The organism is Pseudomonas sp. FG6 (genome assembly GCF_057809015.1).
Genome location: NZ_JBMDJD010000011.1, coordinates 102,167 through 127,510, shown reverse-complemented (window position 1 = coordinate 127,510; position 25,344 = coordinate 102,167). Strand labels below are relative to the sequence as shown.

Annotated in this window: 23 protein-coding genes; 8 read left to right on the top strand and 15 right to left on the bottom strand. The window is 64.1% G+C overall.

What is annotated here, in order from left to right; translation table 11 throughout:
* Window positions 1-115: 115 nt before the first annotated feature.
* The 3 genes from ACODSJ_RS09820 to ACODSJ_RS09810 all read right to left on the bottom strand — a co-directional run bounded on the left by ACODSJ_RS09820 (window position 116) and on the right by ACODSJ_RS09810 (window position 3,656).
* Window positions 116-457: a carboxymuconolactone decarboxylase family protein gene (locus ACODSJ_RS09820; protein ID WP_489101538.1), complete on the bottom strand. Its 342-nt coding sequence runs from the start codon at window positions 455-457 to the stop codon at window positions 116-118.
* Window positions 458-556: 99 nt separating this feature from the next.
* Window positions 557-2,962: a penicillin acylase family protein gene (locus ACODSJ_RS09815; RefSeq protein WP_489101537.1), complete on the bottom strand. Its 2,406-nt coding sequence runs from the start codon at window positions 2,960-2,962 to the stop codon at window positions 557-559.
* A gap of 106 nt (window positions 2,963-3,068) precedes the next feature.
* Window positions 3,069-3,656, bottom strand: coding sequence for a DUF6436 domain-containing protein (locus ACODSJ_RS09810; protein ID WP_489101536.1), 588 nt, complete (start codon window positions 3,654-3,656; stop codon window positions 3,069-3,071).
* Window positions 3,657-3,764: 108 nt separating this feature from the next.
* Between ACODSJ_RS09810 and bipL the strand changes: the two genes are divergently transcribed.
* On the top strand, window positions 3,765-4,712 hold the full coding sequence (gene bipL / locus ACODSJ_RS09805) for a phospholipase BipL (protein WP_489101535.1): 948 nt from the start codon (window positions 3,765-3,767) through the stop codon (window positions 4,710-4,712).
* Between the two features lie 8 nt (window positions 4,713-4,720).
* Here the strand turns inward: bipL and ACODSJ_RS09800 are convergent, their stop codons facing one another.
* The gene (locus ACODSJ_RS09800) at window positions 4,721-5,464 is read right to left on the bottom strand and encodes a DUF2059 domain-containing protein (RefSeq protein ID WP_489101534.1); all 744 of its coding nucleotides are present in this window, start codon (window positions 5,462-5,464) and stop codon (window positions 4,721-4,723) included.
* A gap of 141 nt (window positions 5,465-5,605) precedes the next feature.
* Here ACODSJ_RS09800 and ACODSJ_RS09795 point away from each other — a divergent pair, with 141 nt between their 5' ends.
* Together ACODSJ_RS09795 and ACODSJ_RS09790 are read left to right on the top strand one after the other, a co-directional pair.
* Window positions 5,606-6,238 (top strand): 2OG-Fe(II) oxygenase, encoded by a 633-nt coding sequence (locus ACODSJ_RS09795; RefSeq protein WP_489101533.1) that lies wholly within the window; start codon window positions 5,606-5,608, stop codon window positions 6,236-6,238.
* Window positions 6,239-6,240: 2 nt separating this feature from the next.
* Window positions 6,241-6,732, top strand: coding sequence for a 2-thiouracil desulfurase family protein (locus ACODSJ_RS09790; RefSeq protein WP_489101532.1), 492 nt, complete (start codon window positions 6,241-6,243; stop codon window positions 6,730-6,732).
* Between the two features lie 190 nt (window positions 6,733-6,922).
* Here the strand turns inward: ACODSJ_RS09790 and ACODSJ_RS09785 are convergent, their stop codons facing one another.
* Entirely contained in the window at window positions 6,923-8,296 is a 1,374-nt protein-coding gene (locus tag ACODSJ_RS09785) for a GTPase/DUF3482 domain-containing protein (protein WP_489101531.1), read from the bottom strand.
* Window positions 8,289-9,656 carry a DUF2868 domain-containing protein gene (locus tag ACODSJ_RS09780; RefSeq protein WP_489101530.1) on the bottom strand — a complete coding sequence of 456 codons (1,368 nt, stop codon included), beginning with the start codon at window positions 9,654-9,656 and terminating at the stop codon, window positions 8,289-8,291. The genes ACODSJ_RS09785 and ACODSJ_RS09780 overlap by 8 nt, the downstream gene beginning before the upstream one ends.
* A gap of 86 nt (window positions 9,657-9,742) precedes the next feature.
* Between ACODSJ_RS09780 and ACODSJ_RS09775 the strand changes: the two genes are divergently transcribed.
* Window positions 9,743-10,255: a dihydrofolate reductase gene (locus ACODSJ_RS09775; RefSeq protein ID WP_489101529.1), complete on the top strand. Its 513-nt coding sequence runs from the start codon at window positions 9,743-9,745 to the stop codon at window positions 10,253-10,255.
* Between the two features lie 124 nt (window positions 10,256-10,379).
* Here ACODSJ_RS09775 and ACODSJ_RS09770 read toward each other — a convergent pair whose 3' ends face one another.
* Window positions 10,380-11,771: an L-cystine transporter gene (locus tag ACODSJ_RS09770; protein WP_489101528.1), complete on the bottom strand. Its 1,392-nt coding sequence runs from the start codon at window positions 11,769-11,771 to the stop codon at window positions 10,380-10,382.
* A gap of 242 nt (window positions 11,772-12,013) precedes the next feature.
* On the opposite strand from ACODSJ_RS09770, the gene ACODSJ_RS09765 reads away from it, so the two are divergent.
* A complete protein-coding gene (locus ACODSJ_RS09765; protein WP_489101527.1) occupies window positions 12,014-13,069 on the top strand; it encodes a haloacid dehalogenase-like hydrolase in 1,056 nt (351 codons plus the stop codon).
* Between the two features lie 233 nt (window positions 13,070-13,302).
* On the opposite strand, the gene ilvD is transcribed toward ACODSJ_RS09765, so the two are convergent.
* From ilvD to ACODSJ_RS09750, 3 genes are all read right to left on the bottom strand, one after another.
* Complete coding sequence (gene ilvD / locus ACODSJ_RS09760) at window positions 13,303-15,144, bottom strand: dihydroxy-acid dehydratase (RefSeq protein ID WP_489101526.1); 1,842 nt, start codon at window positions 15,142-15,144, stop codon at window positions 13,303-13,305.
* A gap of 267 nt (window positions 15,145-15,411) precedes the next feature.
* Window positions 15,412-16,614 carry an MFS transporter gene (locus tag ACODSJ_RS09755; RefSeq protein ID WP_489101525.1) on the bottom strand — a complete coding sequence of 401 codons (1,203 nt, stop codon included), beginning with the start codon at window positions 16,612-16,614 and terminating at the stop codon, window positions 15,412-15,414.
* 240 nt (window positions 16,615-16,854) lie between these two features.
* Complete coding sequence (locus tag ACODSJ_RS09750; RefSeq protein WP_489101524.1) at window positions 16,855-18,051, bottom strand: class I SAM-dependent rRNA methyltransferase; 1,197 nt, start codon at window positions 18,049-18,051, stop codon at window positions 16,855-16,857.
* Between the two features lie 193 nt (window positions 18,052-18,244).
* On the opposite strand from ACODSJ_RS09750, the gene ACODSJ_RS09745 reads away from it, so the two are divergent.
* The 3 genes from ACODSJ_RS09745 (at window position 18,245) to ACODSJ_RS09735 (ending at window position 20,304) form a co-directional block, all read left to right on the top strand.
* Window positions 18,245-19,060: an HDOD domain-containing protein gene (locus ACODSJ_RS09745; protein ID WP_489101557.1), complete on the top strand. Its 816-nt coding sequence runs from the start codon at window positions 18,245-18,247 to the stop codon at window positions 19,058-19,060.
* A 43-nt stretch (window positions 19,061-19,103) separates the two neighbouring features.
* Window positions 19,104-19,916: a bifunctional DNA-formamidopyrimidine glycosylase/DNA-(apurinic or apyrimidinic site) lyase gene (gene mutM / locus ACODSJ_RS09740; RefSeq protein WP_489101523.1), complete on the top strand. Its 813-nt coding sequence runs from the start codon at window positions 19,104-19,106 to the stop codon at window positions 19,914-19,916.
* Window positions 19,917-19,983: 67 nt separating this feature from the next.
* Window positions 19,984-20,304 carry a multidrug transporter gene (locus ACODSJ_RS09735; RefSeq protein WP_489101522.1) on the top strand — a complete coding sequence of 107 codons (321 nt, stop codon included), beginning with the start codon at window positions 19,984-19,986 and terminating at the stop codon, window positions 20,302-20,304.
* A gap of 150 nt (window positions 20,305-20,454) precedes the next feature.
* On the opposite strand, the gene ACODSJ_RS09730 is transcribed toward ACODSJ_RS09735, so the two are convergent.
* The 5 genes from ACODSJ_RS09730 to ACODSJ_RS09710 form a co-directional block, all read right to left on the bottom strand.
* Window positions 20,455-20,706 carry a YfhL family 4Fe-4S dicluster ferredoxin gene (locus ACODSJ_RS09730; protein ID WP_489101521.1) on the bottom strand — a complete coding sequence of 84 codons (252 nt, stop codon included), beginning with the start codon at window positions 20,704-20,706 and terminating at the stop codon, window positions 20,455-20,457.
* A 133-nt stretch (window positions 20,707-20,839) separates the two neighbouring features.
* Window positions 20,840-21,319, bottom strand: a complete 480-nt coding sequence (coaD, locus tag ACODSJ_RS09725; protein ID WP_007945531.1) for a pantetheine-phosphate adenylyltransferase — start codon at window positions 21,317-21,319, stop codon at window positions 20,840-20,842.
* A 253-nt stretch (window positions 21,320-21,572) separates the two neighbouring features.
* Window positions 21,573-23,168, bottom strand: a complete 1,596-nt coding sequence (locus ACODSJ_RS09720) for a GMC family oxidoreductase (RefSeq protein ID WP_489101520.1) — start codon at window positions 23,166-23,168, stop codon at window positions 21,573-21,575.
* A gap of 70 nt (window positions 23,169-23,238) precedes the next feature.
* Window positions 23,239-23,784 (bottom strand): twin-arginine translocation pathway signal protein, encoded by a 546-nt coding sequence (locus ACODSJ_RS09715; RefSeq protein ID WP_489101519.1) that lies wholly within the window; start codon window positions 23,782-23,784, stop codon window positions 23,239-23,241.
* A 27-nt stretch (window positions 23,785-23,811) separates the two neighbouring features.
* Complete coding sequence (locus tag ACODSJ_RS09710) at window positions 23,812-25,242, bottom strand: coniferyl aldehyde dehydrogenase (protein WP_489101518.1); 1,431 nt, start codon at window positions 25,240-25,242, stop codon at window positions 23,812-23,814.
* Between the last annotated feature and the right edge of the window lie 102 nt (window positions 25,243-25,344).

The window sequence follows — 25,344 nt, the reverse complement described above, 5'->3', positions numbered from 1 at the left end:
CTCCCTCGCCACGGGTTTTTGATTACCGTGAGTCCGTGGCTCACCACAGCTCAAAATACGAGAGCGAGCCTGCTCACGAAAGCGCTGGAGCAGGTGACGCAAAGGTCGCGGCTCCTCATTTCTTCAACGCGTCATGAGCCTCCAGCGCTCGCAGGGAGAAGATGTACGCTGCGCCTGCATTCAGCGAGACGGCGGTGGCCAGGGTGGCGGCGATTTCTTCGCGGGTGGCGCCGGCCTTGATGGCGGCGTCGGTGTGTACGCCGATGCAGCCGTCACAACGGGTGGTGATGGCGACGGCGATGGAGATCAGTTCGCGGGTCTTGGCATCGAGCACGTTGTTTTCGGCGGCGGCTTCATCCAGGGCCATGTAGGCCTTGACCATTTTCGGATTGCTCTTGCCCAGGGCGCCAAAGGCACTCTTGATGGTAGGCAGCAGTTCGGACCAGTTATTGAACATTGCATTGACTCCTGTGCAGGTGGCTTGGGTGGATCCCTTGCAGTCTTGACCATCAATCGCGATCGAGCCTGCCGGTGATGAAAAAATACCCGCGCCGACTCAGGGGGTCCTGGCCGGCAGCAGTTTCAGGGTGCTGCGGGTGTTCGCCGTGACTTCTTCCTCGGCCAGGTGCGCCTGGTGATACACCCCTTCGATATAGGCCTCGGCCTGATCCTCGTAGTGCTTGTCGAACGGCACACCGCTCTGGCCGACCGGGTTGATGGTGACGCTGTGGGCCGGGTCGGCGAAGTCGATGATGCGCCGGGTAGACGGCCCGTAGGTTACGGGCCACGGCGCCGGGCCGATCCTGGCCGAGAGGTTGTTGGGCACTTCATGGGTGCCGGGCGCGGCGAAGGGGCCGACGTTGAAGATGCGGTCCAGGGGCTTTTGCATCCCCAGCGGGTGGCCGTGGACCAGGGTGTGGGCGTTGCCCCACTGCCACTGCGTGGCATCCTCGCCCAACGTCGCCTTGAGGTGTGCCAGGCTCTGGGTCCAGGCTTTTTTCACGGTGTCGGCCCGGGTCTCCTTGCCCGCTGTCGAGCGATCGTCCCACCATGGCGAATCCGCCGACGCGGCCAGGCGTGGCAGGGCCGCGTCGATGACCCGGGTCGACAGCGCGGTGTCGAAGAACCCGTCGCCCAGCTCATCGTGCAGGGCGGCGTCGGCGAGGTTGAACAGGAACTGGTTGAACAGCGTCGCGCTGGTGGAGTCCAGCGGATAATCCCCCGGCCATTGCGCCAGTTGCTCCACCCATTTGCGTTCCTGCGGGTCGCTGACCACTTCACGCAGCACCGGCAGCAGCGGCGCGAGCAGGCGAGGGCCGTAGGCGGTGGTGGTGCCCAGTTGCAGCTTCTGGGTGGTTTCGATGTCCCATTTTGCCTGCTTGTCGCTGAGCTGCCGGTTGAGTTGCTGGCCGCGGTCGGCGAGGTTGTAGTAGCCGGGGATCTCGATACCGCTGGCCGGCACGGGCTGGAAATTGGCCGAGACGACGTAGCCCCGCGCCGGGTTTTCTTCCTGCGGGTTGCTGCTGAACGGGTAGAAGCCTTCCTTTTCCGCCTCCGGGCTGCTGCCGTCGAGCAGAAAACCGGGCTTTACGCCGGCCGGCCGCTTGGGCAATTGCGCGGCGGCCCACCAGCCGATGTCGCCCTTGGCGTTGGCCCAGACCACGTTCAGCCCGGGTGCGTGGATCTTGGCCGACGCGCCACGGGCCTTGGCGAGGGTGTCGGCGCGGTTGAGCTGGTAAAAGGCGTCGAGGATCGGGTTGCGGCTTTCCAGGAACCCCCACCACATGGCGACCGGGGTCTTGCCGGCGTTCGCCCCGAGGGCATCGTTGACGATGGGCCCGTGGGGCGACTGGCGCAGCACCAGCGTCACCGGCGCCTGGCCCTTGACCGCGATCTGCTGTTCGCTGCGGGTCATGTCCACCCATTTGTCGCGGTACCAGACCTGCTCGGGGTTGTCCGGATTGACCTTCTCGACGATCAGGTCCAGGTCATCGTTCTGGAACATGGTGACGCTCCAGCCAAAATCCTTGTTCATGCCCAGCGTCGCGAAGGGCAGCAGCGCCTGGTAATGCCCATAGAGCTCGAAACCCGGTGCCGACAGGTGCGCCTCGTACCAAACCGACGGAGCGGAAAAGCGGATATGCGGATCACCCGCCAGCAACGGCTTGCCGCTGCGGGTGTGGTTGCCGGAGACCGCCCAGGCGTTGCTGCCCTCGAACTGCGGCAGGCCACTGTCGGCCAGGGCCTGTTCGCTCAGGCGCGCCAGGGCGTTGAGGTCTTTCCAATCGGCGGCGGCCAATGGCAGGCCGCCCTTGCGTCCTTCGGCCAGCACGCCCTGGGGCTGCCAGTCGAGGTCGAAGATGCTCAGGTAGTTGGCGCCCAGTTGATCGCGCACATAGGTCAGCAGCGGTTCGGTGCGAAACGCGGCGGCGAAGCTGTAGGCCATGTAGCCGGTGATGCTCACGGTGTCTTCGGCGGTGAACGGGCGCTTGGGAATGCCCAGCACATCGAACTCCACGGGCCGGGTGTGGCTGCCCTGGTAGGCGTTGATGCCCTCCAGGTAGGCCTGCATCGCCACCCAGGACGGCGACTGCGGGTCCTGCTGCGTCACATAGGCCGCGGCACGCTCGCGAATGCGCAGGCTGCGCATCAGCTTGTCGGTGTCGAGCAGTTTGGGCCCCAGTACCTCGGCCAGTTCACCCCGGGCGAGGCGGCGCAGGATCTCCATCTGGAACAGCCGATCCTGGGCCTGGACATAACCCAGGGCGCGGTACAGGTCGGTTTCGTTTTCGGCGCGGATATGCGGCACCCCACGCTCGTCGTAGCGCACCGTCACCGAGCCATGCAGCCCCTGCAACTGCACCGTGCCCTGGCGGGTGGGCTGCTTGCTGTAGAGGTAGCCGCCCGCGACGATAACGGCGGTGACCACCAGGGACAGCAAGGCGATGAGGGTGCGTTTCATGGACATTCCTTATTCTGGTGACAGCGTTCCCGTGGTCGCGCTGTTGATTCCCTGTTTAGCATGCCGTTGCGCGACTTCGCATCGCTCCTCGAAGGAGATCCCCGCCTTAGTCCTTGTCAGATGTGTCTTGGGCCCATGGACAATAGCAGCCCACCGCCATCGTATGGGTCGCATTGACCGTCCGACCGCTGCTCAACGCTTCGAGAATCGGCTCGATGAAGCTGTTGCTGGAGTTGCAGGTCAGGCCTTCGCTGTAGGGACCGAAATACGCCAGCTTGCCGCTGCGGTCCCAGATCGCCACGGCCGGGCTGGCGGGAATCTGGTTCGAACCGGGCAGTGCCGACAGAGGCTTGAGGCGGTTCAAGGTGGCCGGCAAATGGCCCTGGCTGGCGGTTTTTTGTACCGCGTAGAACTCGACCCCCTGGGGGACATACTTGTCGAGCAGCTCGGCGAGGTGTTGCTGGTTGCCGACGTTGCACGGACAGGCCGGATCCCAGAAGTGCACCAGTCGGATCGCGCCGGGGCCGGCCAGGTCGGCGGGCAGTTGCAGGGGGTCGCCGGAAAACACCGCCGTGTGTTGGCTGAAAGCCCGCAGGAAACGGCCCTGGAACCAGTCGTAGGCGAACCACAACACGGCAGCGCACCCGAGGGCGAGCAGGCTGGCGAGCAAGGTCGTGCGGTGGGACGGGCGCATGGAGTCGATCCTCTGGGGCCGGGTAGCTTGCCACGGCTGTCGCGACAGATGAATATCTCAGCTCTATAAAGTCCGTTTCGCGCGATGCGCCTGTGCCTGGAAATATCGATGCCTGCCACTTTCGACCCCGATCACCTGCGTGCCAGCCTGCAACCCTTGGCCCAGTGGCAGCCGCTCTCCGAGCAAGCCTTGGCCTATCAGCGGTTCTATGGCTTGGACTTTCCTCAACGCAGCTTGCGCAAGGGACTGGGGCGTTTCCAGGTGGGCGGGTATGAATTGGTCAGCCAGGTCTGGTGGCCGGAAAAAGCCGTGGCGACGTTGTTCCTCTTCCACGGTTATTACGATCACATGGGACTGTATCGTCACTTGATCGAATGGGCCCTGGAGCAGAAGTTCGCGGTCATCGCCTGCGACCTGCCGGGCCACGGTCTGTCCAGCGGCGAACGTGCGAGCATCCATGATTTCGCCGAGTACCAGGCCACCTTGCAGGGCCTGTTGGCCGAGGCCGGGACGCTGGACCTGCCGCAACCCTGGCACCTGTGCGGGCAAAGCACGGGCGGGGCCATCGTCGTTGATCATGTGCTCAACCAGGGCGCGAACAGCCCGGCCCAGGGCCAGGTCATCCTGTTGTCACCCTTGGTGCGGCCGCGGGCCTGGGGCTGGTCGCGCCTGAGCTATTACCTGCTCAAACCGTTCGTGACCGGCATCGCCCGGGTGTTCAGCGAGAACTCCACCGACCCGCAATTCTTGTCCTTCCTGCAAGCCGACCCGTTGCAACCGCTGCGCTTGCCGACCGCGTGGGTGGGGGCGTTGATGCGATGGATCAAGCGTATCGAAGCCGCCCCGAGCAGCCCGCGCCAGCCATTGATCGTGCAGGGCCAGGCGGACATGACGGTGGATTGGAAGTACAACCTGCAAGTGCTGAGCGGCAAGTTCGACCGGCCGCAGGTGTTGATGCTGCCTGAAGGGCGACATCACCTGGCGAACGAAGCGCTGGCGATGCGGCAGGAGATGTTTGGGTTTCTGAGCAAGCGGATGAGCCGGAATCGGCGCTAAAGATCTATCTACCGCCCGAGATCCTGCCCCACCGCCAACCCCGACCGAATCGCCGCCAAGGCCGCCTGATAATAAGCCTGGCCCTCGGCCGACTCGGCAAAAGTGGAAAACTCTTCCAGCTCGGTATCCGTCAGGTCGCGGTAGACGTACAGCAAGGTGTTGTTCAGGTCGGCGCCGATCTGTTCCATCAGCCGCTGGCGCTGGCCGTTGAGCATGCCCTGGGCCTGGCCGGCGCCCAGCAGGCCGGGGATCATCGAGCTGAGGCTGTCGGCCGCCACGCCGGCAATCGCCAGGCTGACCTCGGCGCCGGCCTCGCGGGCGGGCAGGGCCTGGGCCAGGTGGCCGATGATCAACAGGCGATTGTCGCTGGCCTGCATCTTCGGCAGCCCCTTGGCGTTTTTTGCCAACTGATCGCGGCGGGTCGCCAGCAGTTCGGCGGCCACGACCTTGCGCCCCAGCGGCGACTGGAAAAAAGCCAGTGCCGGTTGCGGGTCGCGCAGGTTCTTGCGCATTTGCACCGCGGCCCGCTGGTCCACGGCCTGGGGGGCGAAACGTTGATTGCTGTTGTTCACCAGCGCCTGGAACACGGCCGGCGGCAGGCTGTTTTGATAGCGCTGCTGCGCGGCGCTCAAGGCGTCATTGAAATGCGCCCGCTGTTCCGGCCAGCCGGCGACCTTGTACAGCTGGTCGTAGCTGTCTGCCCAGGCGGGCAAGACACAGAACATCAACAGTGAGAAAAGCAAACGGCGCATAGGGGCTCCTATCAGCAGCCGACTATTCTCCGTGGGGTGTGGGAACTTGTCGAGAATTCGTATCAGGTTCGTGCGTCTGTGCTATCCGTTGCAGCAAACCCCGTCGCACGGCGCTGTCGGTTTTGCAGGCACAGGCATACTATGCGCACCATGCAAATACCCTCTGATCACCCGATGCTCCTGCGCATCGTCGACGACCTGGCCGAGCGCGGCTGGTCGCAGCAGAACCTCTTCCTGCCGGATGCACTGACCCGCAGCCTGGCGGCTGAATGTCGCCGGCGTGCCAGCGAAGGCGAACTGGCCCCGGCCGGGGTCGGACGCGGGCCGTCTTCGCAGATCCGCGAAGGGGTGCGTGGCGATCGCATCCAGTGGCTGGAACCCGGCCAGGCCGCGGCCTGCGACCGCTACCTGGCGCTGATGGACAGTTTGCGCGAGGCGCTCAACCGCGGGCTGTTCCTGGGCCTGGAAGATTTCGAAAGCCACTTCGCCCTGTACCCGCCTGGCGCGTTCTACCTCAAGCATGTCGACCGCTTCCGCGATGACGATCGGCGCACCGTGTCGGCGGTGCTCTACCTCAACGAGGATTGGGCGTCCGAGCAGGGCGGGCAGTTGCGCATGTACCTGGACGACGAGGTGGAACATGACGTGGTCCCTTCCGGCGGTTGCCTGGTGGTGTTCCTCTCCGGGAATGTTCCCCATGAAGTCTTGCCTGCGACGCGGGAGCGCCTGTCGTTGACCGGTTGGTTCCGCCGCCGTGGCAGCGAGTGGAACTGAACATGGAAAAGATCCTGGTCAGCCGCTGCCTGCTCGGGCATCGCGTTCGCTATGACGGCGGCGCCAGCGGGCCGTTCGATCAACTCCAGCAGTGGCTCGACGAGGGCCGGGTCGTGCCGTTGTGCCCGGAAGTCGCCGGCGGCTTGCCGACACCCCGGGCGGCGGCGGAGATTCCCGGCGGGCAGGGCGCACAGGTACTCGACGGCCAGGCGGGGGTGTTCACCGGTGAAGGTGAGGACGTCAGCGCGCAGTTTTTGTCAGGCGCCCATCAAGCGCTGGACCTGGTGCGCGAGCATGGCATCCGCCTCGCGGTGCTCAAGGCCAACAGTCCTTCGTGTGGCAACGTGCTGACCTATGACGGGACGTTCAGTGGCGTGAAGGTCAGCGGCGAAGGGGTGACGGCGGCGCTGCTCAAACGCCATGGGGTGCGGGTGTTCAGTGAGTTGGAGTTGCCTGAGGCCGTGTTGGCGCTCCGGGCTTTGCTCTGCCACTGACTTCCCAGACACCGATTGCTCTTGTGGCGAGGGAGCTTGCTCCCGCTGGGTTGCGAAGCAAGCCTAAAACCTGGCACCTCGGAGTGTCAGGTAAACCGCGTTCTAAGAGTTTTGGGGCCGCTTTGCAGCCCAGCGGGAGCAAGCTCCCTCGCCACAGTTTTTGGTGTGTGCTTTGCCACCGTTGCTTTGTCTAGAGCCGCCCAGCCAACTGCTCGATCTGCTCCTGCCGCTCCGCCTGGCTCAACCTTGCCTGGGGATTGAGCGACGACCACTGCGGATGCGCGCGGGCCTTGCCCAGGGCTTCGGGCAGCTTGCCCTCGCGCCAGGTCTTGTCCTGGGGCGCGTCGATGCGGATGCTCTCCAGCGCCGCGTGGCCGCGTTGGTCGAGGGCTTGCAGCAGTTGCCGTTGGCGCAGCGCCAGCAGGCGCAGTACGTTGTCGTCCACCGTCAGCTCCCGCTGGCCCTTGAGCTTGCCTAGCAGCCGGTTGCCGTAGTTGCGAGCGGTTTGCAGGGCGCCGCCGGCCACGGCTCCGGCCAGGGCGGCGGCGCCGAGGGTCAGGCCGCCCACCAGCAGGTCCACGCCGGCGCCCGCCGCCGCGCCCGCCGCGATACCGCCGGCAACGCGCACCCCCAATTGCTTGAGGGTCTCGGGATTGAACAGATCATCGCCCCAACGGCCGTCGAGCAGCGGCAAATCGCTGGCCGCAGCGTCTGCGGGACGGAAAGCGTAGAGCTTGAGCAGGGCGTCGACGCAGCGTTGTTCGCGCTGGCGCACGGCGCTGCGCAGTTCATCGATGGCTTGGCGTTCCAGCTCGGAATCGCTGGCGACGCTGCGTCGGCAGGCGGCGCAGTCGATCAGCAGTTCGGCGATCAGGCGCGTCGCGCCCTGCTGGCGCGCCAGGCGTTGGACCTGCTGGTCGGCGATCAACCGTTCCAGGGGCCCACGGGCATGTTCCAGCAGCAACGCGAGGCTTTCATACAAACGCCGTTCGCCGTCTTCGGGTGGCGCGACACTGTCGAAGCGTACCAGGGCGTGCAGCCCCAGTCGGGCGAGGGCGTCGCGCCAGTCGGGTTCGCGGTGGTGGGTGCCGCTGACGAAATTCAGCACCGGCAACAGCGGCTTGCCACAACTGGCGAGGACTTCCAGTTCATCGCGGTACTTGGCCAGCACCGGCTCACGGGCATCGATCACATACAGCCCGGCGTCGCTGGTCAGCAGTTGTCGCAGCACCTTGGCTTCCTGTTCGAAGCGTTGCCGCGCCTCGCTGCCTTCGAGAAACCGCGCCAGGCGCGCCGGGCCGTCCAGGCGCTCGCCGGGGCGCTCCAGGCGTTCGAGGTAGTCAAGCAGGGCGATGGCGTCTTCCAGGCCGGGCGTGTCGTACAGCTCCAGCAACGCATCGCCCTCCACCGACAGCCGCGCACCCTCGACGTGCCGGGTGGTGCTCGGACGATGGGACACCTCACCAAAGCCGACGTCCCGGGTGAGGGTGCGCAGCAGGGATGTCTTGCCGACGTTGGTGTGGCCGACCACGGCCAGTTTCAGCGGCTTCATCGGGTCAGTCATGGCCGGTCTCCAGCCAGTTCAAGGGCGCGCAGTCGGCAAAGGGCAATTGCAGTTGTTGCAGGGCGCTGTGCCAGTCGCCCAGGCGGTCGGCGTCCAGCGCTTCGCCGGGGGGCGCCTGCAACAGCCAGATGCGGGTGGCGCTGGCGCTGTGGGCCAGCTCGGCGATCAGCGCCAGGCTGCCACGGTCCGGTGAGCGTCGTGGGTCGCAGGCAATTGCCAACCGGGCGGGCGGGAAGCGCGACAATTGTTCGAGGAGCTTGTGACGCGACTCGCGGCTGTCGAGGATGCCGGCGTTTTTCACGGTCTGGGGCAGCTTGGGGGGCCAGGGCCGATCGTCCAGTTCGATCGCCACCAGCAGCGCGCCGTTGCTTTCCAGTGCGTTGACGGCACTTTCGATGGGAGGCAATTGCGCAGGGGCGGCATCGTTGACGCCCAGGCGTTCGCTGCTGGGCATCAACCGTTCGCGCAACTGGGCGTAGCCTGGCAGGTTCAAGTCCAGGCGCAGCGCGGCGCGGCCTCGTTGCCAGCGCCACAGGCACACCAGCGCCAGGGCCAGGCGTGGCAACACGCCATAGACCAGCAACACGCCGACCAGCCAGGCGGCCCAGGCCTGGCGGGCGCTTTCGCTGTTCAGCGCGGCATCGCCGCTGGCGCGGATCATTTCCACCGTCGGCACGTTGAAGCCCAGCAGCGCCGGAAGCGCCCCGAGGGCCTGGGTCATGGCGACGAAGGTATCGGCGCCGAGAAGGGTGGTCTCCCAGACGAAGCCATAGCGCCGGGTGGCCATCAGCATCAGCACGATCACCAGTGCGCTGAGCATCGCCAGCAGCCACAAACCGTTGACCAGCACCCCGAGCGCCCAACGATTGAGCCTGTGCCGTTGCAGCAACAGCAGCAGGGCGGGCGCCAGTTGGACGGCCTTGGCGTCGCGGGCCAGTTTTTCGCTGAGCCACAGCCACAGGCGTCCCAGCGCGGCGCCTTGCTCTCCGGCAAACAGCAGGCCCAGGACCCAGCCGACAAGCAGGATCACGTTCAGGCCCAGGAGGCTGCCCAGGGCCCAGAACACATTGACGGGTGCCTGTCCGTTGCCGAGGGCGGCAAACCCCAGGCCGGCGCCGCTGACCAGCGCGAGCAGCGCCAGGGCCAACAATGCCAGGCGCGCCCCTTGCAGCCAGTGATGCAAGGCCTGGGTGAGGCCATCGCGGTCGGCCAGCCAGCGGGCGCGGTGCTGGATTCGGCGGGTCAGATCGCCGCCTGCCGCGCGGGCCAGGCGATTGGCTTGCTGGTCCTCGAGCGGGCCGGCGTGCTCTTCACGCAGGCGGATCGTCTCGGCCAGCCAGAGGTTCTGCAAATGAGTCACGAGGGCTTCCGTTGCTCGAATGAAGGTTGAGCATAACCGCTGTGACGCCTGTCGGGGTACGCCGGGCCTCTGGTATCCTCGCGGCCATGAACAAGACCCTCCCCTTAAGCCTGATTGCAGCCCTCGGTGAAAACCGCGTGATCGGCGTCGACAACAGCATGCCCTGGCACTTGCCGGGGGATTTCAAATACTTCAAGGCCACCACCTTGGGCAAGCCGATCATCATGGGTCGCAAGACCTGGGATTCCCTCGGTCGGCCGTTGCCGGGGCGCTTGAACATCGTGGTCAGTCGCCAGCCTGGCCTGGTGCTCGATGGCGCTGAGGTCTTTGCCTCGCTGGAGTCGGCGGTGGCACGGGCCGAGGCGTGGGCACTGGAGCAGGGGGTCGATGAGCTGATGCTGATCGGCGGCGCCCAGCTGTACGCCCAAGGGTTGGCACAGGCCGATCGGCTGTACCTGACCCGCGTGGCGCTCAGCCCGGAAGGGGACGCGTGGTTTCCGGAGTTCGATTCCAGCCAATGGACGCTGGTTTCGAACCAGCCGAATCCGGCTGAGGGTGACAAGCCGGCCTATAGCTTCGAGGTGTGGGAAAAGCTGTAGGCCCTGTGGGAGCAAAGCTTGCTCGCGAAGAACGGTAACGCGCTTGGACTGAAATACCGCGTCGCTTGAATCGCGAGCAAGCTTTGCTCCCACAGGAATCAGCTAATCAAGAGATATCCGCTGATCACGCCTGCACCAACTCCCCATGCTCCTCGGCATCGAGCAAGGCCTTGTCGGTCTGCTGCATCACCTGGCTGGTGATCGCCCCGGCGGTGATCGAGCCGCTGACGTTCAGTGCCGTGCGGCCCATGTCGATCAGCGGTTCGACGGAAATCAGCAACGCCACCAGCGAGACCGGCAGGCCCATGGCCGGCAGCACGATCAGCGCGGCAAACGTCGCGCCGCCACCGACCCCGGCCACCCCGGCCGAACTCAAGGTGACGATCGCCACCAACGTCGCGATCCACACCGGATCCAACGGATTGATGCCCACCGTCGGCGCAACCATCACTGCCAGCATGGCCGGATAAAGGCCGGCGCAACCGTTCTGGCCAATGGTGGCGCCGAACGAGGCGCTGAAGCTGGCGATGGCGCGCGGGATGCCCAGGCGGCTGGTCTGGGCTTCGATGCTCAACGGGATGGTCGCGGCGCTGGAGCGGCTGGTGAAGGCGAAGGTCAGCACTGGCCAGATCTTGCGGAAGAACCGCAGCGGGTTGATCCCGGCCGCTGAAACCAGCACGCCATGGACCACGAACATCAGGCCCAGCCCCAGGTACGACACCACCACGAAACTGCCGAGCTTGATGATGTCTTGCAGGTTGGAACCGGCCACCACCTTGGTCATCAGCGCCAGCACGCCGTAGGGGGTCAACTTCATCACCAGGCGCACCAGGCGCGTCACCCAGCTTTGCAGGGTGTCGATGGCGTTGATCACTTTCTGGCCTTTCTCGGCGTCGTCCTTGAGCAACTGCAACGCCGCCACACCGAGGAACGCGGCGAAAATCACCACGCTGATGATCGAGGTCGGCTTGGCCCGGGCCAGGTCGGCAAAGGGGTTTTGCGGAATGAACGACAGCAGCAGTTGCGGGATATTCAGGTCGGCGACCTTGCCGGCGTAGTCGCTCTGAATCACTTGCTGGCGCGCCAGCTCCTGGGTGCCGGCCACCAGGCCTTCGGCGGTGAGGCCGAACAGGTTGGTCAGGCCGATGCCGATCAATGCGGCGATGGCGGTGGTGAACAGCAGCGTGCCGATGGTCAGGAAACTGATCTTGCCCAGGGACGAGGCGTTATGCAGCCGAGCCACGGCGCTGAGGATCGAGGCGAAGACCAGCGGGATCACGATCATTTGCAGCAACTGCACGTAGCCGTTGCCCACCAGGTCGAACCAGCCGATAGAGGCCTTGAGCACCGGGTGGCCGGCGCCGTAAATCGTGTGCAGGACGATACCGAACACCACGCCGAGCACCAGGGCGAGCAGCACCTTCTTGGCCAGGCTCCAGGGGCGATGACGGGTTTGCGCCAAGCCGAACAGCAAGGCCAGGAACACCAGCAGGTTGAGGATCAGGGGCAGATTCATCAAGCAAGACTCCGATAAGACGTGCCAGTCGCCCAAAGCTGCGACTGTAAGCCGGGAAGCCTAACAGCCTGATAATCAATGAATTAATACTAAAAGAGCATGTAGATTGTCGTTTATGGAATAAGGGCGTGGCGTTTATGGGTATGTCACTGGCGTGATCAGGACGCAAGCGGTCGTGGGCAGGCGAGGACTGTCACACGCATTTGTTAGCGTCGGGTTCTTTGAACCTGGGAGAAATGCCGATGAAGTTCGTACCTCGTTTTCTCGCTGTTGCCCTGAGCCTTGGCCTCGCCGGCCAAGCCCTCGCCACCGAACTCAAGCATTGGCCAGCCGAGCAGGCCAAGGCGCTGGAAGCGATGATCGCGGCCAATGCCAACAAGGGTAACTTCGCGGTGTTCGACATGGACAACACCAGTTACCGCTACGACCTTGAGGAGTCGTTGCTGCCGTACATGGAGAACAAGGGCCTCATCACCCGCGAATCCCTGGACCCCTCCCTGAAGCTGATGCCCTTCAAGGACACCGCCGATCACAAGGAAAGCCTGTTCAGTTATTACTACCGCCTGTGCGAAGTGGACGACATGGTCTGTTATCCATGGGTTGCCCAAGTGTTTTCCGGCTTCACCCTCAAGGAACTCAAGGCCAACGTCGATGAGCTGATGGCGTCCGGCAAACCGGTGCCGACCACCTATTACGACGGCGACAAGGTGGTCCAGTACAACGTCAACCCGCCCAAGGTCTTCACCGGCCAGGCCGAGCTGTACAACAAGCTGATGGAAAACGGCATCGAGGTCTATGTCATGACCGCGGCGTCGGAAGAGCTGGTGCGCATGGTCGCTTCCGATCCCAAGTATGGCTACAACCTCAAGCCGCAGAACGTGATTGGCGTGACCACGCTGCTCAAGGATCCCAAGAGCGGCGAGCTGACCACCGCACGCAAGCAGATCACCGCCGGCAAATATGACGAGAAAGCCAACCTCGACCTGGTGTACACGCCTTACCTGTGGACCCCGGCCACCTGGATGGCCGGCAAGCACGCAGCGATCCTGACCTACATCGACGAATGGAAAAAACCGGTACTGGTGGGCGGCGACACGCCGAGCAGTGACGGCTACATGCTGTTCCACGATGTGGACGTGGCCAAGGGCGGCATCCACCTGTGGGTCAACCGCAAGGACAAGTACATGACCCAAATCAACGGCATGATGGCCAAGCACGCCGCAGCCCAGGCCAAGGAAGGGTTGCCGGTGACGGCGGACAAGAACTGGGTGATCGTCAAGCCGGAAGATATCCAGTAAGCCCTCGATCCCTGGGAGCACGATGAACCCGTGGCGAGGGAGCTTGCTCCCGCTCGACTGCGTAGCAGTCGCAAACCAGGCAATGCGGTTTACCTGAAGCAATGCTGGGGGCCTGCTGCGCAGGCCAGCGGGAGCAAGCTCCCTCGCCACAAGAGACGCCATGGCTGCAAGGCAAATGAGAGCAAAAAAAATGCCCCGCAAAAGCGGGGCATTTTTATTGCGGCGCCGCAGGCTTACAGCCCTTCGAGCATCGCCTTGTTGCGCACCGCGCCCTTGTCGGCGCTGGTGGCGAGCAGGGCGTAGGCCTTGAGGGCCGTGGTGACTTTGCGCGGACGCACTTCCACCGGTTTCCAGCCCTTGTTGTCCTGTTCGAGGCGGCGGCCGGCCAGTTCTTCGTCGCTGACCAGCAGGTTGATCGAGCGGTTCGGAATGTCGATCAGCACCTTGTCGCCGTCACGCACCAGGCCAATGGCGCCACCCGCGGCGGCTTCAGGCGAAGCGTGGCCGATGGACAGGCCCGAGGTGCCACCGGAGAAGCGACCATCGGTCAGCAGGGCGCAGTCTTTGCCCAGGCCCTTGGATTTCAGGTAGGAAGTGGGGTAGAGCATTTCCTGCATGCCCGGGCCGCCTTTCGGGCCTTCGTAGCGAATGATCACGATGTCGCCGGCCTTCACTTCGTCGGCGAGGATGCCGCGCACGGCGCTGTCCTGGCTTTCGAAGATCTTCGCGTTGCCTTCGAACACATGGATCGACTCGTCGACGCCAGCGGTTTTCACCACGCAGCCGTCCAGGGCGATGTTGCCGTAGAGCACGGCCAGGCCGCCTTCCTTGGAGTACGCGTGCTCGACGCTGCGGATGCAGCCGTTTTCACGGTCGTCGTCCAGGGTCGGCCAACGGGTCGACTGGCTGAACGCGGTCTGCGTCGGGATGCCCGCCGGGCCAGCCTTGAAGAAATGATGCACGGCTTCGTCGGTGGTCTGGGTGATGTCCCACTTGGCGATGGCCTCGGCCATGGTCCTGCTGTGCACGGTCGGCAGGTCGGTGTGCAGCAGGCCGCCACGGGCCAGGGAGCCGAGGATGCTGAAGATCCCGCCGGCACGGTGCACGTCTTCCATGTGGTACTTCTGGATGTTCGGCGCGACCTTGCACAGTTGCGGCACGTTGCGCGACAGACGATCGATGTCCCGCAGGTCGAAATCGATCTCGGCTTCCTGGGCGGCCGCCAGCAAATGCAGGATGGTGTTGGTGGAACCGCCCATGGCGATGTCCAGGGTCATGGCGTTTTCGAACGCCTTGAAGTTGGCGATGTTGCGCGGCAACACCGACGAGTCGTTCTCACCGTAGTAGCGCTTGCACAGCTCGACGATGGTGCGGCCAGCCTGCAGGAACAGCTGTTCGCGGTCGCTGTGGGTGGCGAGGGTCGAACCGTTGCCCGGCAGGGCCAGGCCCAGGGCTTCGGTCAGGCAGTTCATCGAGTTGGCGGTGAACATGCCGGAGCACGAACCGCAGGTCGGGCAGGCGCTGCGCTCGTACTCGGCAACCTTCTCGTCAGAGGCGCTGGAGTCGGCGGCGATCACCATGGCGTCGACCAGGTCGAGGCCGTGGCTGGCGAGCTTGGTCTTGCCGGCTTCCATCGGGCCGCCGGAGACGAAGATCACCGGGATGTTCAGGCGCAGGGCGGCCATGAGCATGCCCGGGGTGATCTTGTCGCAGTTGGAGATGCACACGATGGCGTCGGCGCAGTGGGCATTGACCATGTATTCGACGGAGTCGGCGATGATCTCGCGGCTCGGCAGCGAATAGAGCATGCCGTCGTGGCCCATGGCGATGCCGTCGTCCACGGCGATGGTGTTGAATTCTTTCGCAACGCCACCGGCGCGTTCGATTTCCCGGGCAACCAGCTGGCCCAGGTCCTTGAGGTGGACGTGGCCCGGTACGAACTGGGTGAAGGAGTTGGCAATGGCGATGATCGGCTTCTTGAAGTCGTCATCCTTCATCCCCGTCGCGCGCCACAAGGCACGGGCGCCGGCCATGTTGCGACCATGGGTGGATGTTTTCGAGCGGTAATCAGGCATGGAGCACTCCGGGCGGCAAATCAGGTACTTATCAGGTATCAATGGGAAGTGAGCTTCTGTTGACGTCTGGAACACCCGTGTTTGGCCGTGTGTCCGGAAGTGGCCGATGACCGTGCAGGATCGCTGCGCGCCTCAGCATGAGCTCATAAACCCGCCGGGGATGAATGGCGATGAATGTCGCGATTCTACACCGCTGGCGCCAGGATGAAATGACGCAAAGCGCGGATCGGCCGCCAATGTCGCGCGCGGGATGACGACTGGCAGTTTTCAGCCCGCCAGCAACGCCCTGTGGCGACGTCGGACCTGGGCATTGAGGGCCAGCCCCAGCAGGCTCAATGAGATCAGGCTCAGGGCCAGGGTGGTTTGCAGGGCCAGCGGGGTGAGGCTGAGGGCGGCGCTGGTCAACCCGCCGACAATGAAGATCAGCACGCTGCCGGCCGAGGCTGACGTCCCGGCCTGATCGGGGAACAGGTTCATGGCCCGGGTGTGGGCGGCGGCGCGGGCGATGGTGGTCCCGGTGGTGCACACGATCATGGGCAGCAGCAAGGTGGTGACCGACAGGCCAAGGTGGCTGGCGAGCCCCAGCATCAGGATACCCGCCGCGAGAATCAGGCCAAGGCCGATGACGATCTGGGTCTGCGAGTCGATCCGATGGTTCAGCACCGACGCCACCGCGCCGCCGCCAATGTAGGCCAGCCCATAGCCCAGCAAGGCCAGCGAAAACGCCTCGGGCGAGAGGTGCAACTGGTCGATCAGGATCAGTGGCGAAATGACAATGAACGAAAAGTGGCAGGAAAACGCGAGCGCGGAGGTCAGCCAATAGGCCATGAAACTGAAGTCGCTGCAGACCTTTCCATAGGCGGCGAGGTAATCCAGGCGCCTGGGTTGGCGCGCCACCGCGCGTTCCAGCAACAGGGCGGCGCTTACCCATACGGCGATGGCCAGGGCGATGAACACCAGGAAACTGCCGCGCCAGCCCATCCAGCTTTGCAGCCCGGTGCCGGCCAGGGGCGAAACCGAAATGAAAATGCCCCCGCAGGTGACCAGGAAGATCCGCAGCCGCTGCTGTTCCCGGCCGGTGAACAGGTCTTGGATCAATGCTTGCGCCAGGACGAAACAACCGCATCCCAGGGCCTGGACGATCCGAAAAAACAGAAAGGACCAGTAGCCGTCGGCGAGCACGCAACCTGTTGCTCCGATGGCGGACACCGTGATCCCGATCAGCAGCAGGTTCTTTCGCCCCATGACGTCAGAGAGTGGGCCGACCAGCAGTTGCGAAAGGGCAATGCCCACTGCGAACAGGCTGACCGACAGGGCGATGTCCGCCGATGAACTTTCGAAATGCTCGGAAAGCGCAGGAAACGAGGGCAGCACGACGTCGATGGGGAAGACGCTGAGCAATGTCAGCGCCAGCAATAAGCCGACGGTGGCAGGTTTAGGGGTCGCCACACGGTTCTGCGGATCAGTCATTGCCGGGTTCCAGGGGTGTCCGAAGGGGCGTGTTCAATCCTAATGGGGAATGCCCGTCGGGCACGGGGAGATTGAGTAGGACGGCTCTGGAAATAACGTGGGGCGTCTCCTACAGGCTGTTGCTGTTCATCAACCTTTGCGTGCGAGCCCTGTCGGACGGGCAAAAAAAATCGCAGCCAAGGCTGCGATTCCGGTGCCGGGTGTGCGGGGCATGAGCGATGGCTCCAGCCCCGCTCGGCCTCAGCTGTTGGGCAACAGCCGGCAGGTGATGCTCTTGATGTAGCGAGTCTCGGCGATGGCCGGGTGCACCGGATGGTCCGGGCCCTGGCTGCCGCGTTCGAGCAACTGGATGTTGCGGTCCAGGTGGCGGGCGCTGGTCAGCAGGATGTTTTGCAGGTCGTCTTCGGGCAGGTGCATCGAGCACGATGCGCTGACCAGGATGCCGTCCTTGGTCAGCAGGCGCATGGCTTGCTCGTTCAGGCGGCGGTAGGCGCCTTCACCGTTCTTCATGTCTTTCTTGCGCTTGATGAACGCGGGTGGGTCGGCGACGATCACGTCGAAGCGTTCTTCGCTGGCCTTGAGCTCCTTCAGGGCTTCGAAGACGTCGCCTTCGATGCAGGTCATCTTGTCGGCGAAACCGTTCAGGGCGGCATTGCGCTCGACGCCGTCGAGGGCGAAGCCCGAGGCATCGACGCAGAACACTTCACTGGCGCCGAAAGCCGCCGCTTGCACGCCCCAACCGCCGATGTAGCTGTACAGGTCGAGGACGCGCTTGCCTTTGGCGTAGGGGGCCAGGCGGGCGCGGTTCATGCGGTGGTCATAGAACCAGCCGGTTTTCTGGCCTTGGATGACCGGCGCTTCGAACTTCACGCCGTTCTCTTCCAGCGCGACCCACTCCGGCACCACGCCGAATACCGTGTCGACGTAGCGCTCGAGGCCTTCGGCGTCACGGGCAGCGGAGTCGTTCTTGAACAGGATGCCGCTGGGCTTGAGCACCTGGGTCAGGGCGGCGATCACGTCGTCCTTGTGGGCTTCCATGGTGGCAGAGGCGATCTGCACCACCAGGATGTCGCCGAAACGGTCGACCACCAGGCCTGGCAGCAGGTCGGAATCGCCGTAGACCAGGCGATAGAACGGTTTGTCGAACAGCCGTTCGCGCAGGGACAGCGCCACGTTGAGGCGATGCACCAGCAGGGACTTGTCCAGCGGCAGCTTCGCGTCGCGGGACAGCAGGCGGGCGCAGATCAGGTTGTTGGGGCTCATCGCGACGATGCCCAGCGGCTTGCCGCCGGCGGCTTCGAGGACGGCCTGGTCCCCAGCCTTGAAACCGTGCAGCGGGGTGGCGGCCACGTCGATTTCGTTACTGTAGACCCACAAGTGGCCGGCGCGCAGGCGACGGTCGGCGTTGGCTTTGAGGCGCAGGCTGGGCAGGGACATGACGTCGCTCCGGAAAAAAAGAGCGGGAGTATACCGTGTTGTGGTGCTTGTCGGGCCGCAAGGACGATCGGTGGCCGGACGGTGTATCGGATCCATCGTTAAGGGTTAGAATCGCCGCCTGATCCCGGAGTGTGTACCCATGTCCCAAGAGCTTTCCGCCGAACAGATCCAACAGTCCCTGCAAGGCATCAGTGTGCCGCCCCAGCCGCAGATCATGGTGGACCTGCAGATGGAGCAGTACATGCCCGACCCGGACCTGGAGACCATCGCCAAGTTGATCTCCCAGGACCCGGGCCTGTCGGGTGCGCTGCTCAAGATCGTCAACTCGCCGTATTACGGCCTGCGCAACAAGATCACCTCGATCCAGCGGGCGGTGAACCTGCTGGGCAGCCGGTCGATCATCAACCTGATCAACGCGCAGTCGATCAAGGGCGAGTTGCACGACGACGCCATCGTCACCCTCAATCGCTTCTGGGACACCGCCCAGGACGTGGCGATGACCTCCCTGACCCTGGCCAAGCGCGTCGGCCTGGACAATGGCGACGAGGCCTACGCATTGGGGTTGTTCCACGATTGTGGCGTACCGCTGATGCTCAAGCAGTTCCCCACGTACATGGACGTGCTGGAAGAGGCCTATGCCAATGCCAGCGCCGAATGCCGGATCGTGGACACCGAAAACCGGGTGTTCAACACCAACCATGCGGTGGTCGGCTACTACACCTCCAAGGCCTGGCGCCTGCCGGACCACGTCAGCCAGGCCATTGCCAATCACCACAACGCCCTGGCGATTTTCAGCGACGAGTCTTCGCGCAACAACAGCCCGCTGAAGAACCTGCTGGCGGTCCTGAAGATGTCCGAGCATATCTGCGCCTCGTACCGGGTGCTGGGTAACCAGGCCGTAGACCACGAGTGGGAATGTGTCGGGCCGCTGGTGCTCGATTACATCGGTTTGTCGGAATACGATTTCCAGACCCAGAAACAGGAAATCCGCGACCTCGCCACTCGCTAAGCGCTGGACGCCAGCGCCGCGCCTTGCCTGATTTGAGAGCCCTATGCCAGAACTGCCGGAAGTCGAAACCACCCGCCGCGGAATCGCCCCGCACCTCGAAGGGCAGCGGGTCAGCCGTGTGATCGTGCGGGACCGGCGTTTGCGCTGGCCGATCCCCGAAGACCTCGACGTGCGGCTTTCGGGCCAGCGCATCGTGCAGGTGGAGCGGCGCGCCAAGTACCTGTTGATCAACGCCGAGGTCGGCACCCTGATCAGTCACCTGGGCATGTCCGGCAACTTGCGGTTGGTGGAGGTTGGCATGCCTGCCGCCAAGCACGAGCATGTCGACATCGAGCTGGAGTCCGGCCTGGCCTTGCGCTACACCGACCCCAGGCGTTTCGGGGCGATGCTCTGGAGCCTGGACCCGCTCAATCACGAACTGCTGATTCGCCTCGGGCCGGAGCCGTTGACCGACCTGTTTGACGGTGAACGCTTGTTCCAGCTTTCCCGCGGACGCTCCATGGCGGTCAAGCCGTTCATCATGGACAACGCGGTCGTGGTGGGCGTGGGCAATATCTATGCGACCGAAGCGCTGTTTGCCGCCGGCATCGACCCGCGTCGGGAAGCCGGAGGTATTTCCCGGGCGCGTTACTTGAAGCTGGCGATCGAGATCAAGCGCATCCTCGCCCATGCCATCGAGCGCGGTGGCACCACGTTGCGGGATTTCATCGGCGGGGACGGCCAGCCTGGTTATTTCCAGCAGGAGCTGTTCGTGTATGGCCGAGGTGGGGAGCTGTGCAAGGTCTGTGGCGCGGGGCTGCGGGAGATCCGCCTGGGCCAGCGCGCCAGTGTCTGGTGTCCGCGCTGTCAGAGCTGATCTGTCAGTTGATCCGCCCTACGGTCTATAGTCAGTAGTCATACTGTTTTAGCCGAAGGATCGCACCATGAAACCGTTTCGACCTGTCGTTCTCGCGCTGCTGCTGACCGTCGCTTTGCCTGCCGTGGCGAACAACGGCAGCGGCGATCCGCGCTACACCATCCAGAATCCACCGGCCTACGCCATGATGGGTGATCTGCTGATCGCCCGTCCGTTGCTGCTCGTCGCCACCGTGATCGGCGCTGGGGCTTTCGTCGTGTCGTTGCCTTTTACCGCGCTGGGCGGTGGGGTGGGCGATGCGGGGAAAGCGCTGGTGGTGGATCCGGCGAAGGCCACGTTCGTGCGGTGCCTGGGGTGTGTTGGGGAGGGGTTTGAGCAGCAGGAGTGAGGCCTGGGGTGTGGCTGATGGCCTCATCGCGAGCAGGCTCGCTCCCACAAGGGATTTGCGCAAGACACAAAGGGTGGAACCACCGCAGCCCCCTGTGGGAGCGAGCCTGCTCGCGATGAGGCCGGCACGAGCGCTACAAAATCACCCGGCTCAAACCTTACCGGTAATCTTGCGATATTTCTCCATCAACTGTTCTTCAGTCTCCGGATGGGCTTCGTCCAGCGGGATGCAATCCACCGGGCAAACCTGCTGGCACTGGGGTTCGTCGTAATGGCCGACGCACTGGGTGCACAGGTTCGGGTCGATGACGTAGATCTCTTCGCCCTGGGAAATGGCTTCGTTCGGGCACTCGGGTTCGCAGACGTCGCAATTGATGCAGTCGTCGGTGATGATCAGGGACATGCAAGCTCCTGCCGGGGCGTTCGGCCCGGGCATCTGAAAACGTATGGGCGCAATTGTGCCGCATTGGCGAGCGCAGTGCACGCGGGTGCGATGGACTGCACTGTGCTGCGGGGCGAGTCGCAGCGCCTGCGGGTTACTTCTTGAAGCGCTCGGTCAGCGCATCGGCCACGGCTGGGTGGACGAACTTGGTGATATCGCCGCCCAGGGCCGCGATTTCCCGTACCAGTGTCGAAGAAATGAATGAATAACGTTCCGACGGGGTCAGGAACAGGCTTTCGACGTCGGGCGCCAGTTGGCGGTTCATGTTGGCCAGCTGGAACTCGTACTCGAAGTCCGAGACCGCACGCAGGCCGCGCAGGAACACATTGGCGTTCTTTTCCTTGGCAAAATGCGCCAGCAGTGTCGAGAAACCGACCACCTCCACATTGGGCAGGTGTTTGGTGACCTCGCGGGCCAGTTCCACACGTTGCTCCAAGGGAAACAGCGGGTTTTTCTTCGGGCTGGCGGCGACGGCGATGATCACGTGGTCGAACAGGCGCGCGGCGCGTTCGACCAGATCGCCATGGCCCTTGGTAATAGGGTCGAAGGTACCTGGGTACAACACTCGGTTCATCGCGGCGTCCTGGCGGGAGTGCGTTGGGGAGTCGGATGGTATCGCAGCCTGCTACGGTCGGCCAAGTCGACTGTAGGATTAGACAGCACTATAGCCGCCGCGAATGCACCCGATATTCAGCTGTTCGGTACACCCGTGGCGAGGGAGCTTGCTCCCGCTGGGCTGCGCAGCAGACCCATTTTTGTGAGCGCTTCGCATTCAAGCGGGAGCAAGCTCCCTCGCCACGGGTTCGTTGTCTTTATCCGTACATCGTTCATGGGTTTTTCAGGCGTTCGGCCAGGGCGGTGGCCAGTTTCGCCGTCAGTCCGTACACCGACAATTGCGGGTTCGCACCAATGCTGGTGGGAAACAGCGAGCCGTCGTGGATCGACAGATTGCCCAGTTGGTGATGGCGACCGAGGCTGTCGGCCACGGCGCTTGTGGGGTCTTCGCCCATGGCACAGCCGCCCATCACGTGGGCACTGCCCAGGCGCGTGCGATGCAAGGCCAGGTCCAGGCCGTCGATCAGGCTGCGGGCCTCGGCCAGGGTCTTCACGTAGCGCGCATCGCTGTGCAGGGGCATGACGGCCCGAGCGCCGGCGGCGAACTGAATCTCGGCCATGCTGTGGAACGCCCGGCGCAGGCCGTCCCAGGCATAAGGCGAAACACTGTAGTCGAGCACGGCAGAGCCGTCGCTGCGCAATTCGACGTTGCCGCCGGGGCTGTCCGGGTGGAAGCCGTCGCGCATCAACGCCAGCATGGCATGGGTGTAGGGCAGCTGGGACATGCGCAAGGCGTTCTCGGTGCCGTACCCGCCCAAGAGCGTGGCGGCGAGGGCCGGGTGCAGGGGCGGAACTTCGAGCTTGTAGGACATTTTGCCCGTGGTCCCGTCCTGCCATTGGAAATGATCGGAGTAGATTGACTGCGGCGCGCCGTAGAACGGGTTGATGACCTCGTCGAACTGCCCGGCGGACGTGTTCACCAGATGCAGGAACGTGCGTTTGCCCAGGCGCCCGTGCGGGTCCGGTGCATCGGAGCGCAGCAGCAGCCCGGGGCTGTTGATACCGCCGCCGGCCAACACGTAGTGCCGCGCCCTGACGCTGATGCGCCGCCCCGTCGGTGCCACGCAGCGGGCATCCATGGCCAGGCACTCCAGGCCGACGACGGCGTCGTTCTTGATCGTCAGCCGTTCGGCCCGGGCCAGGTAAAGCAGCGCGCCTCCCTTGTCCAGGGTGGCCGGGATGGTGGTGACCAGCATCGATTGCTTGGCGTTGGTCGGGCAGCCCATGCCGCAGTAACCCAGGTTCCAGCAGCCGCGGACATTGCGCGGGATGACATGCCAGCTGTAGCCCAAGTGTTCGCAACCTTTGCGGATCACGTCGTTGTTGGCATTGGGCGGAATCAGCCACGGTGCCACGCCCAGGCGTTGCTCCATGCGTTCGAACCAGGGGGCCATCTCGGCGGGGTCGTGCCCCTTGACGTTGTGCTCGGCGGCCCAGTGCTCAAGGGTTGGCGCGGGAGTGCGGAAGCTGGAAGTCCAGTTGATCAGTGTGGTCCCGCCCACCGCTCGCCCCTGCAGGATGGTGATGGCGCCGTCCTTGCTCATGCGCCCGAGGCCTTCCTGGTACAGGCTGCTGTAGGCCTGGTCCTCCAGGAGCTTGAAGTCGCTGCTGGTCTTGAGCGGGCCTTCCTCGATCAGCAACACGTGATAGCCGGCGGCGCTGAGGATTTCGGCCGTGGTACCACCGCCGGCGCCGCTGCCGACGATAGCCACGTCCGCTTCCAGGACCAGGTCCTGGGTCAACTCGGCGCCGTTGTAAGTGGTCCAGCCATGGGCCAGGCCTTCGCGGAAGGGATCGGGTACGGGCATGTTCGAGGGCTCTTATTGTTATGACTTTTCGATGAATAACCCTGTAGGAGCGGGCTTGGGGGGCTGGCTTTCAGATACTTGGCGGCCCCGGATACCCACAATGCGCCCAGGCCTCGGGCCGGCTGTACCAGGCCATCATCACCATTTGCAGCAACGAGCTGTGACCCTGGCGCAGCAGGTCCAGCGAGCTGTCTTGCCAGCGGGCGAGGAACTGGCGGATGTCCTCGGCGCGGGCGTTTTCCCACGACCCCCAGATACCCGTCAGCGGTCCACGGGTGACGCCCAGGGTGAGCACGTCGAACAGTTGGTGGGCGAGCTTGAGCATGGGCGGGGACAGGTGGGCCAGGCCGGTGTCCAGGTTTCGCAGGGTCGCGTCGCTGGCGGCAAGGAGTTGTCCGGCAGTCACTGCGCCGTCCAGCATCACGGGGATGAGGCTGCGCAAAAGCGGCAGGTCGTTCTCACGCAGCGCCATCAGGCCATGGGCCGGTTGGCTGGGCGAGCAACCGCTGAGGCTGGCCCCCAAGCCTGCGGTGGTCAGGAACAGGCTGCTGCCGAGGCTGAATTTCAGCAGGCCGCGCCTTGACAGCGTGGGAGTGTCGGTAAGGCTTGGGTTCATTAGGGTGATCACTCGGCAAGATGTGCGTCAGCGGACAAACAGCTTCTGGATCAGTTTCTGCAAGGGCTTGCCGTAGGGCGGATAAATCAGCTTCGCCGCGTTGAAGCGCTGTTTGGTCAGCACGCCCTTGGCCTTGCTGAAGGTCAGGAAACCCTCGTGCCCGTGGTAATGCCCCATGCCTGAGGCGCCGATTCCGCCGAACGGCATGTCGTCCTGGGCGACGTGCAACAACGTGTCGTTCAGGCAGACGCCACCGGAGTGGGTTTCCTGGAGCACGCGCTGCTGTTCGGCTTTGTCGTAGCCAAAATAGTAGAGGGCCAGCGGGCGGGGCCGCCGGTTGATATAGGCAAAGGCCTGGTCGAGGTTTTCGTAGGGCACGATGGGCAGCAGCGGACCGAAGATTTCGTCCTGCATGACGGTCATGTCGTCGCTGACGTTGAGCAGCAGGCTGTGGGCCATGCGGCGGCCCTGGTTCTTTTCGAACAGCTCGATCAGCAACGCGCCCTTGCTGGTGGCATCGCTGATATAGCCGTTGAGCCGCGCCAGCTGGCGTTCGTTGATGATGGCGGTGTAGTCCGGATTGTCCGCCAGGGTCGGGTAAAACCGGCGAACCGCCTCGCGATAGGCTTCAACGAATTCACCGACGCGGTTCTGCGGCACCAGCACGTAGTCTGGTGCCACGCAGGTTTGCCCGGCGTTCAGGGTCTTGCCGAAGGCGATGCGCTCGGCGGCGTCCTTGGCAGGCACATCGATTGACACGATGGCCGGTGACTTTCCGCCCAGCTCAAGGGTCACCGGGGTCAGGTTTTCGGCGGCGGCGCGCATCACGTGCTTGCCGATGCTGGTGGCGCCGGTGAACAACAGATGATCGAAAGGCAGCCTGGAAAAGGCCATGCCGACGTCGGCCTCGCCCAGCACCACGCAGACCAGGTCCTGGGGAAACACCCGTGCCAGCAATCGCTTGAGCAGCAACCCGGTGGCCGGGGTCGACTCGCTGAGTTTGAGCATCACTCGGTTGCCCGCCGACAGCGCTCCCACCAGGGGGCCGATGGCCAGGAACAGCGGATAATTCCAAGGCACGATGACACCGACCACGCCCAGCGGCTGGTACACCACCTTGGCTGACGCCGGCTGGAAGGCCAGGCCGACGTTGCGTCGGGAGGGTTTCATCCAGCCCTTGAGGTGCCTGCTGGCGTAATGGATGCCTTGCAGGCTGGGCATCAACTCGGCCAGCAGGGTTTCGTCGGCGCTGCGGTGGCTGAAATCCTGGCTGATGGCGTCGACCAAGGCCTGCCGTTCGTTGCTCAAGACCTCATGCAGCGCCTTGAGCCATTGCCGGCGTTGTTCGGCCGCAGGCATCGGATGGGCGGCGCAGGCTTGGCGCTGGGCATCGAAGAGGGCGAGCAGTTCGCCCGGTTGTAGCTCGGACTCTTGCAGATAAGCGACGTCGGCAGGCATTTTCGGCCCCGGATTATTATTGGAGTGGGTGCTTTTTAGAGCTTAAGCTCTAAAAAGTCAAATGGCATCCGTAACGGACTTTTGGGGTTGTGCTGTGACCGA

Coding starts and splice junctions, on each gene's coding strand:
- ACODSJ_RS09820 (WP_489101538.1), bottom strand. CDS start 457: ATGTTCAATAACTGGTCCGAACTGCTGCCTACCATCAAGAGTGCCTTT.
- ACODSJ_RS09815 (WP_489101537.1), bottom strand. CDS start 2,962: ATGAAACGCACCCTCATCGCCTTGCTGTCCCTGGTGGTCACCGCCGTT.
- ACODSJ_RS09810 (WP_489101536.1), bottom strand. CDS start 3,656: ATGCGCCCGTCCCACCGCACGACCTTGCTCGCCAGCCTGCTCGCCCTC.
- bipL (WP_489101535.1), top strand. CDS start 3,765: ATGCCTGCCACTTTCGACCCCGATCACCTGCGTGCCAGCCTGCAACCC.
- ACODSJ_RS09800 (WP_489101534.1), bottom strand. CDS start 5,464: ATGCGCCGTTTGCTTTTCTCACTGTTGATGTTCTGTGTCTTGCCCGCC.
- ACODSJ_RS09795 (WP_489101533.1), top strand. CDS start 5,606: ATGCGCACCATGCAAATACCCTCTGATCACCCGATGCTCCTGCGCATC.
- ACODSJ_RS09790 (WP_489101532.1), top strand. CDS start 6,241: ATGGAAAAGATCCTGGTCAGCCGCTGCCTGCTCGGGCATCGCGTTCGC.
- ACODSJ_RS09785 (WP_489101531.1), bottom strand. CDS start 8,296: ATGACTGACCCGATGAAGCCGCTGAAACTGGCCGTGGTCGGCCACACC.
- ACODSJ_RS09775 (WP_489101529.1), top strand. CDS start 9,743: ATGAACAAGACCCTCCCCTTAAGCCTGATTGCAGCCCTCGGTGAAAAC.
- ACODSJ_RS09770 (WP_489101528.1), bottom strand. CDS start 11,771: ATGAATCTGCCCCTGATCCTCAACCTGCTGGTGTTCCTGGCCTTGCTG.
- ACODSJ_RS09765 (WP_489101527.1), top strand. CDS start 12,014: ATGAAGTTCGTACCTCGTTTTCTCGCTGTTGCCCTGAGCCTTGGCCTC.
- ilvD (WP_489101526.1), bottom strand. CDS start 15,144: ATGCCTGATTACCGCTCGAAAACATCCACCCATGGTCGCAACATGGCC.
- ACODSJ_RS09755 (WP_489101525.1), bottom strand. CDS start 16,614: ATGACTGATCCGCAGAACCGTGTGGCGACCCCTAAACCTGCCACCGTC.
- ACODSJ_RS09750 (WP_489101524.1), bottom strand. CDS start 18,051: ATGTCCCTGCCCAGCCTGCGCCTCAAAGCCAACGCCGACCGTCGCCTG.
- mutM (WP_489101523.1), top strand. CDS start 19,104: ATGCCAGAACTGCCGGAAGTCGAAACCACCCGCCGCGGAATCGCCCCG.
- ACODSJ_RS09735 (WP_489101522.1), top strand. CDS start 19,984: ATGAAACCGTTTCGACCTGTCGTTCTCGCGCTGCTGCTGACCGTCGCT.
- ACODSJ_RS09730 (WP_489101521.1), bottom strand. CDS start 20,706: ATGTCCCTGATCATCACCGACGACTGCATCAATTGCGACGTCTGCGAA.
- coaD (WP_007945531.1), bottom strand. CDS start 21,319: ATGAACCGAGTGTTGTACCCAGGTACCTTCGACCCTATTACCAAGGGC.
- ACODSJ_RS09720 (WP_489101520.1), bottom strand. CDS start 23,168: ATGCCCGTACCCGATCCCTTCCGCGAAGGCCTGGCCCATGGCTGGACC.
- ACODSJ_RS09715 (WP_489101519.1), bottom strand. CDS start 23,784: ATGAACCCAAGCCTTACCGACACTCCCACGCTGTCAAGGCGCGGCCTG.
- ACODSJ_RS09710 (WP_489101518.1), bottom strand. CDS start 25,242: ATGCCTGCCGACGTCGCTTATCTGCAAGAGTCCGAGCTACAACCGGGC.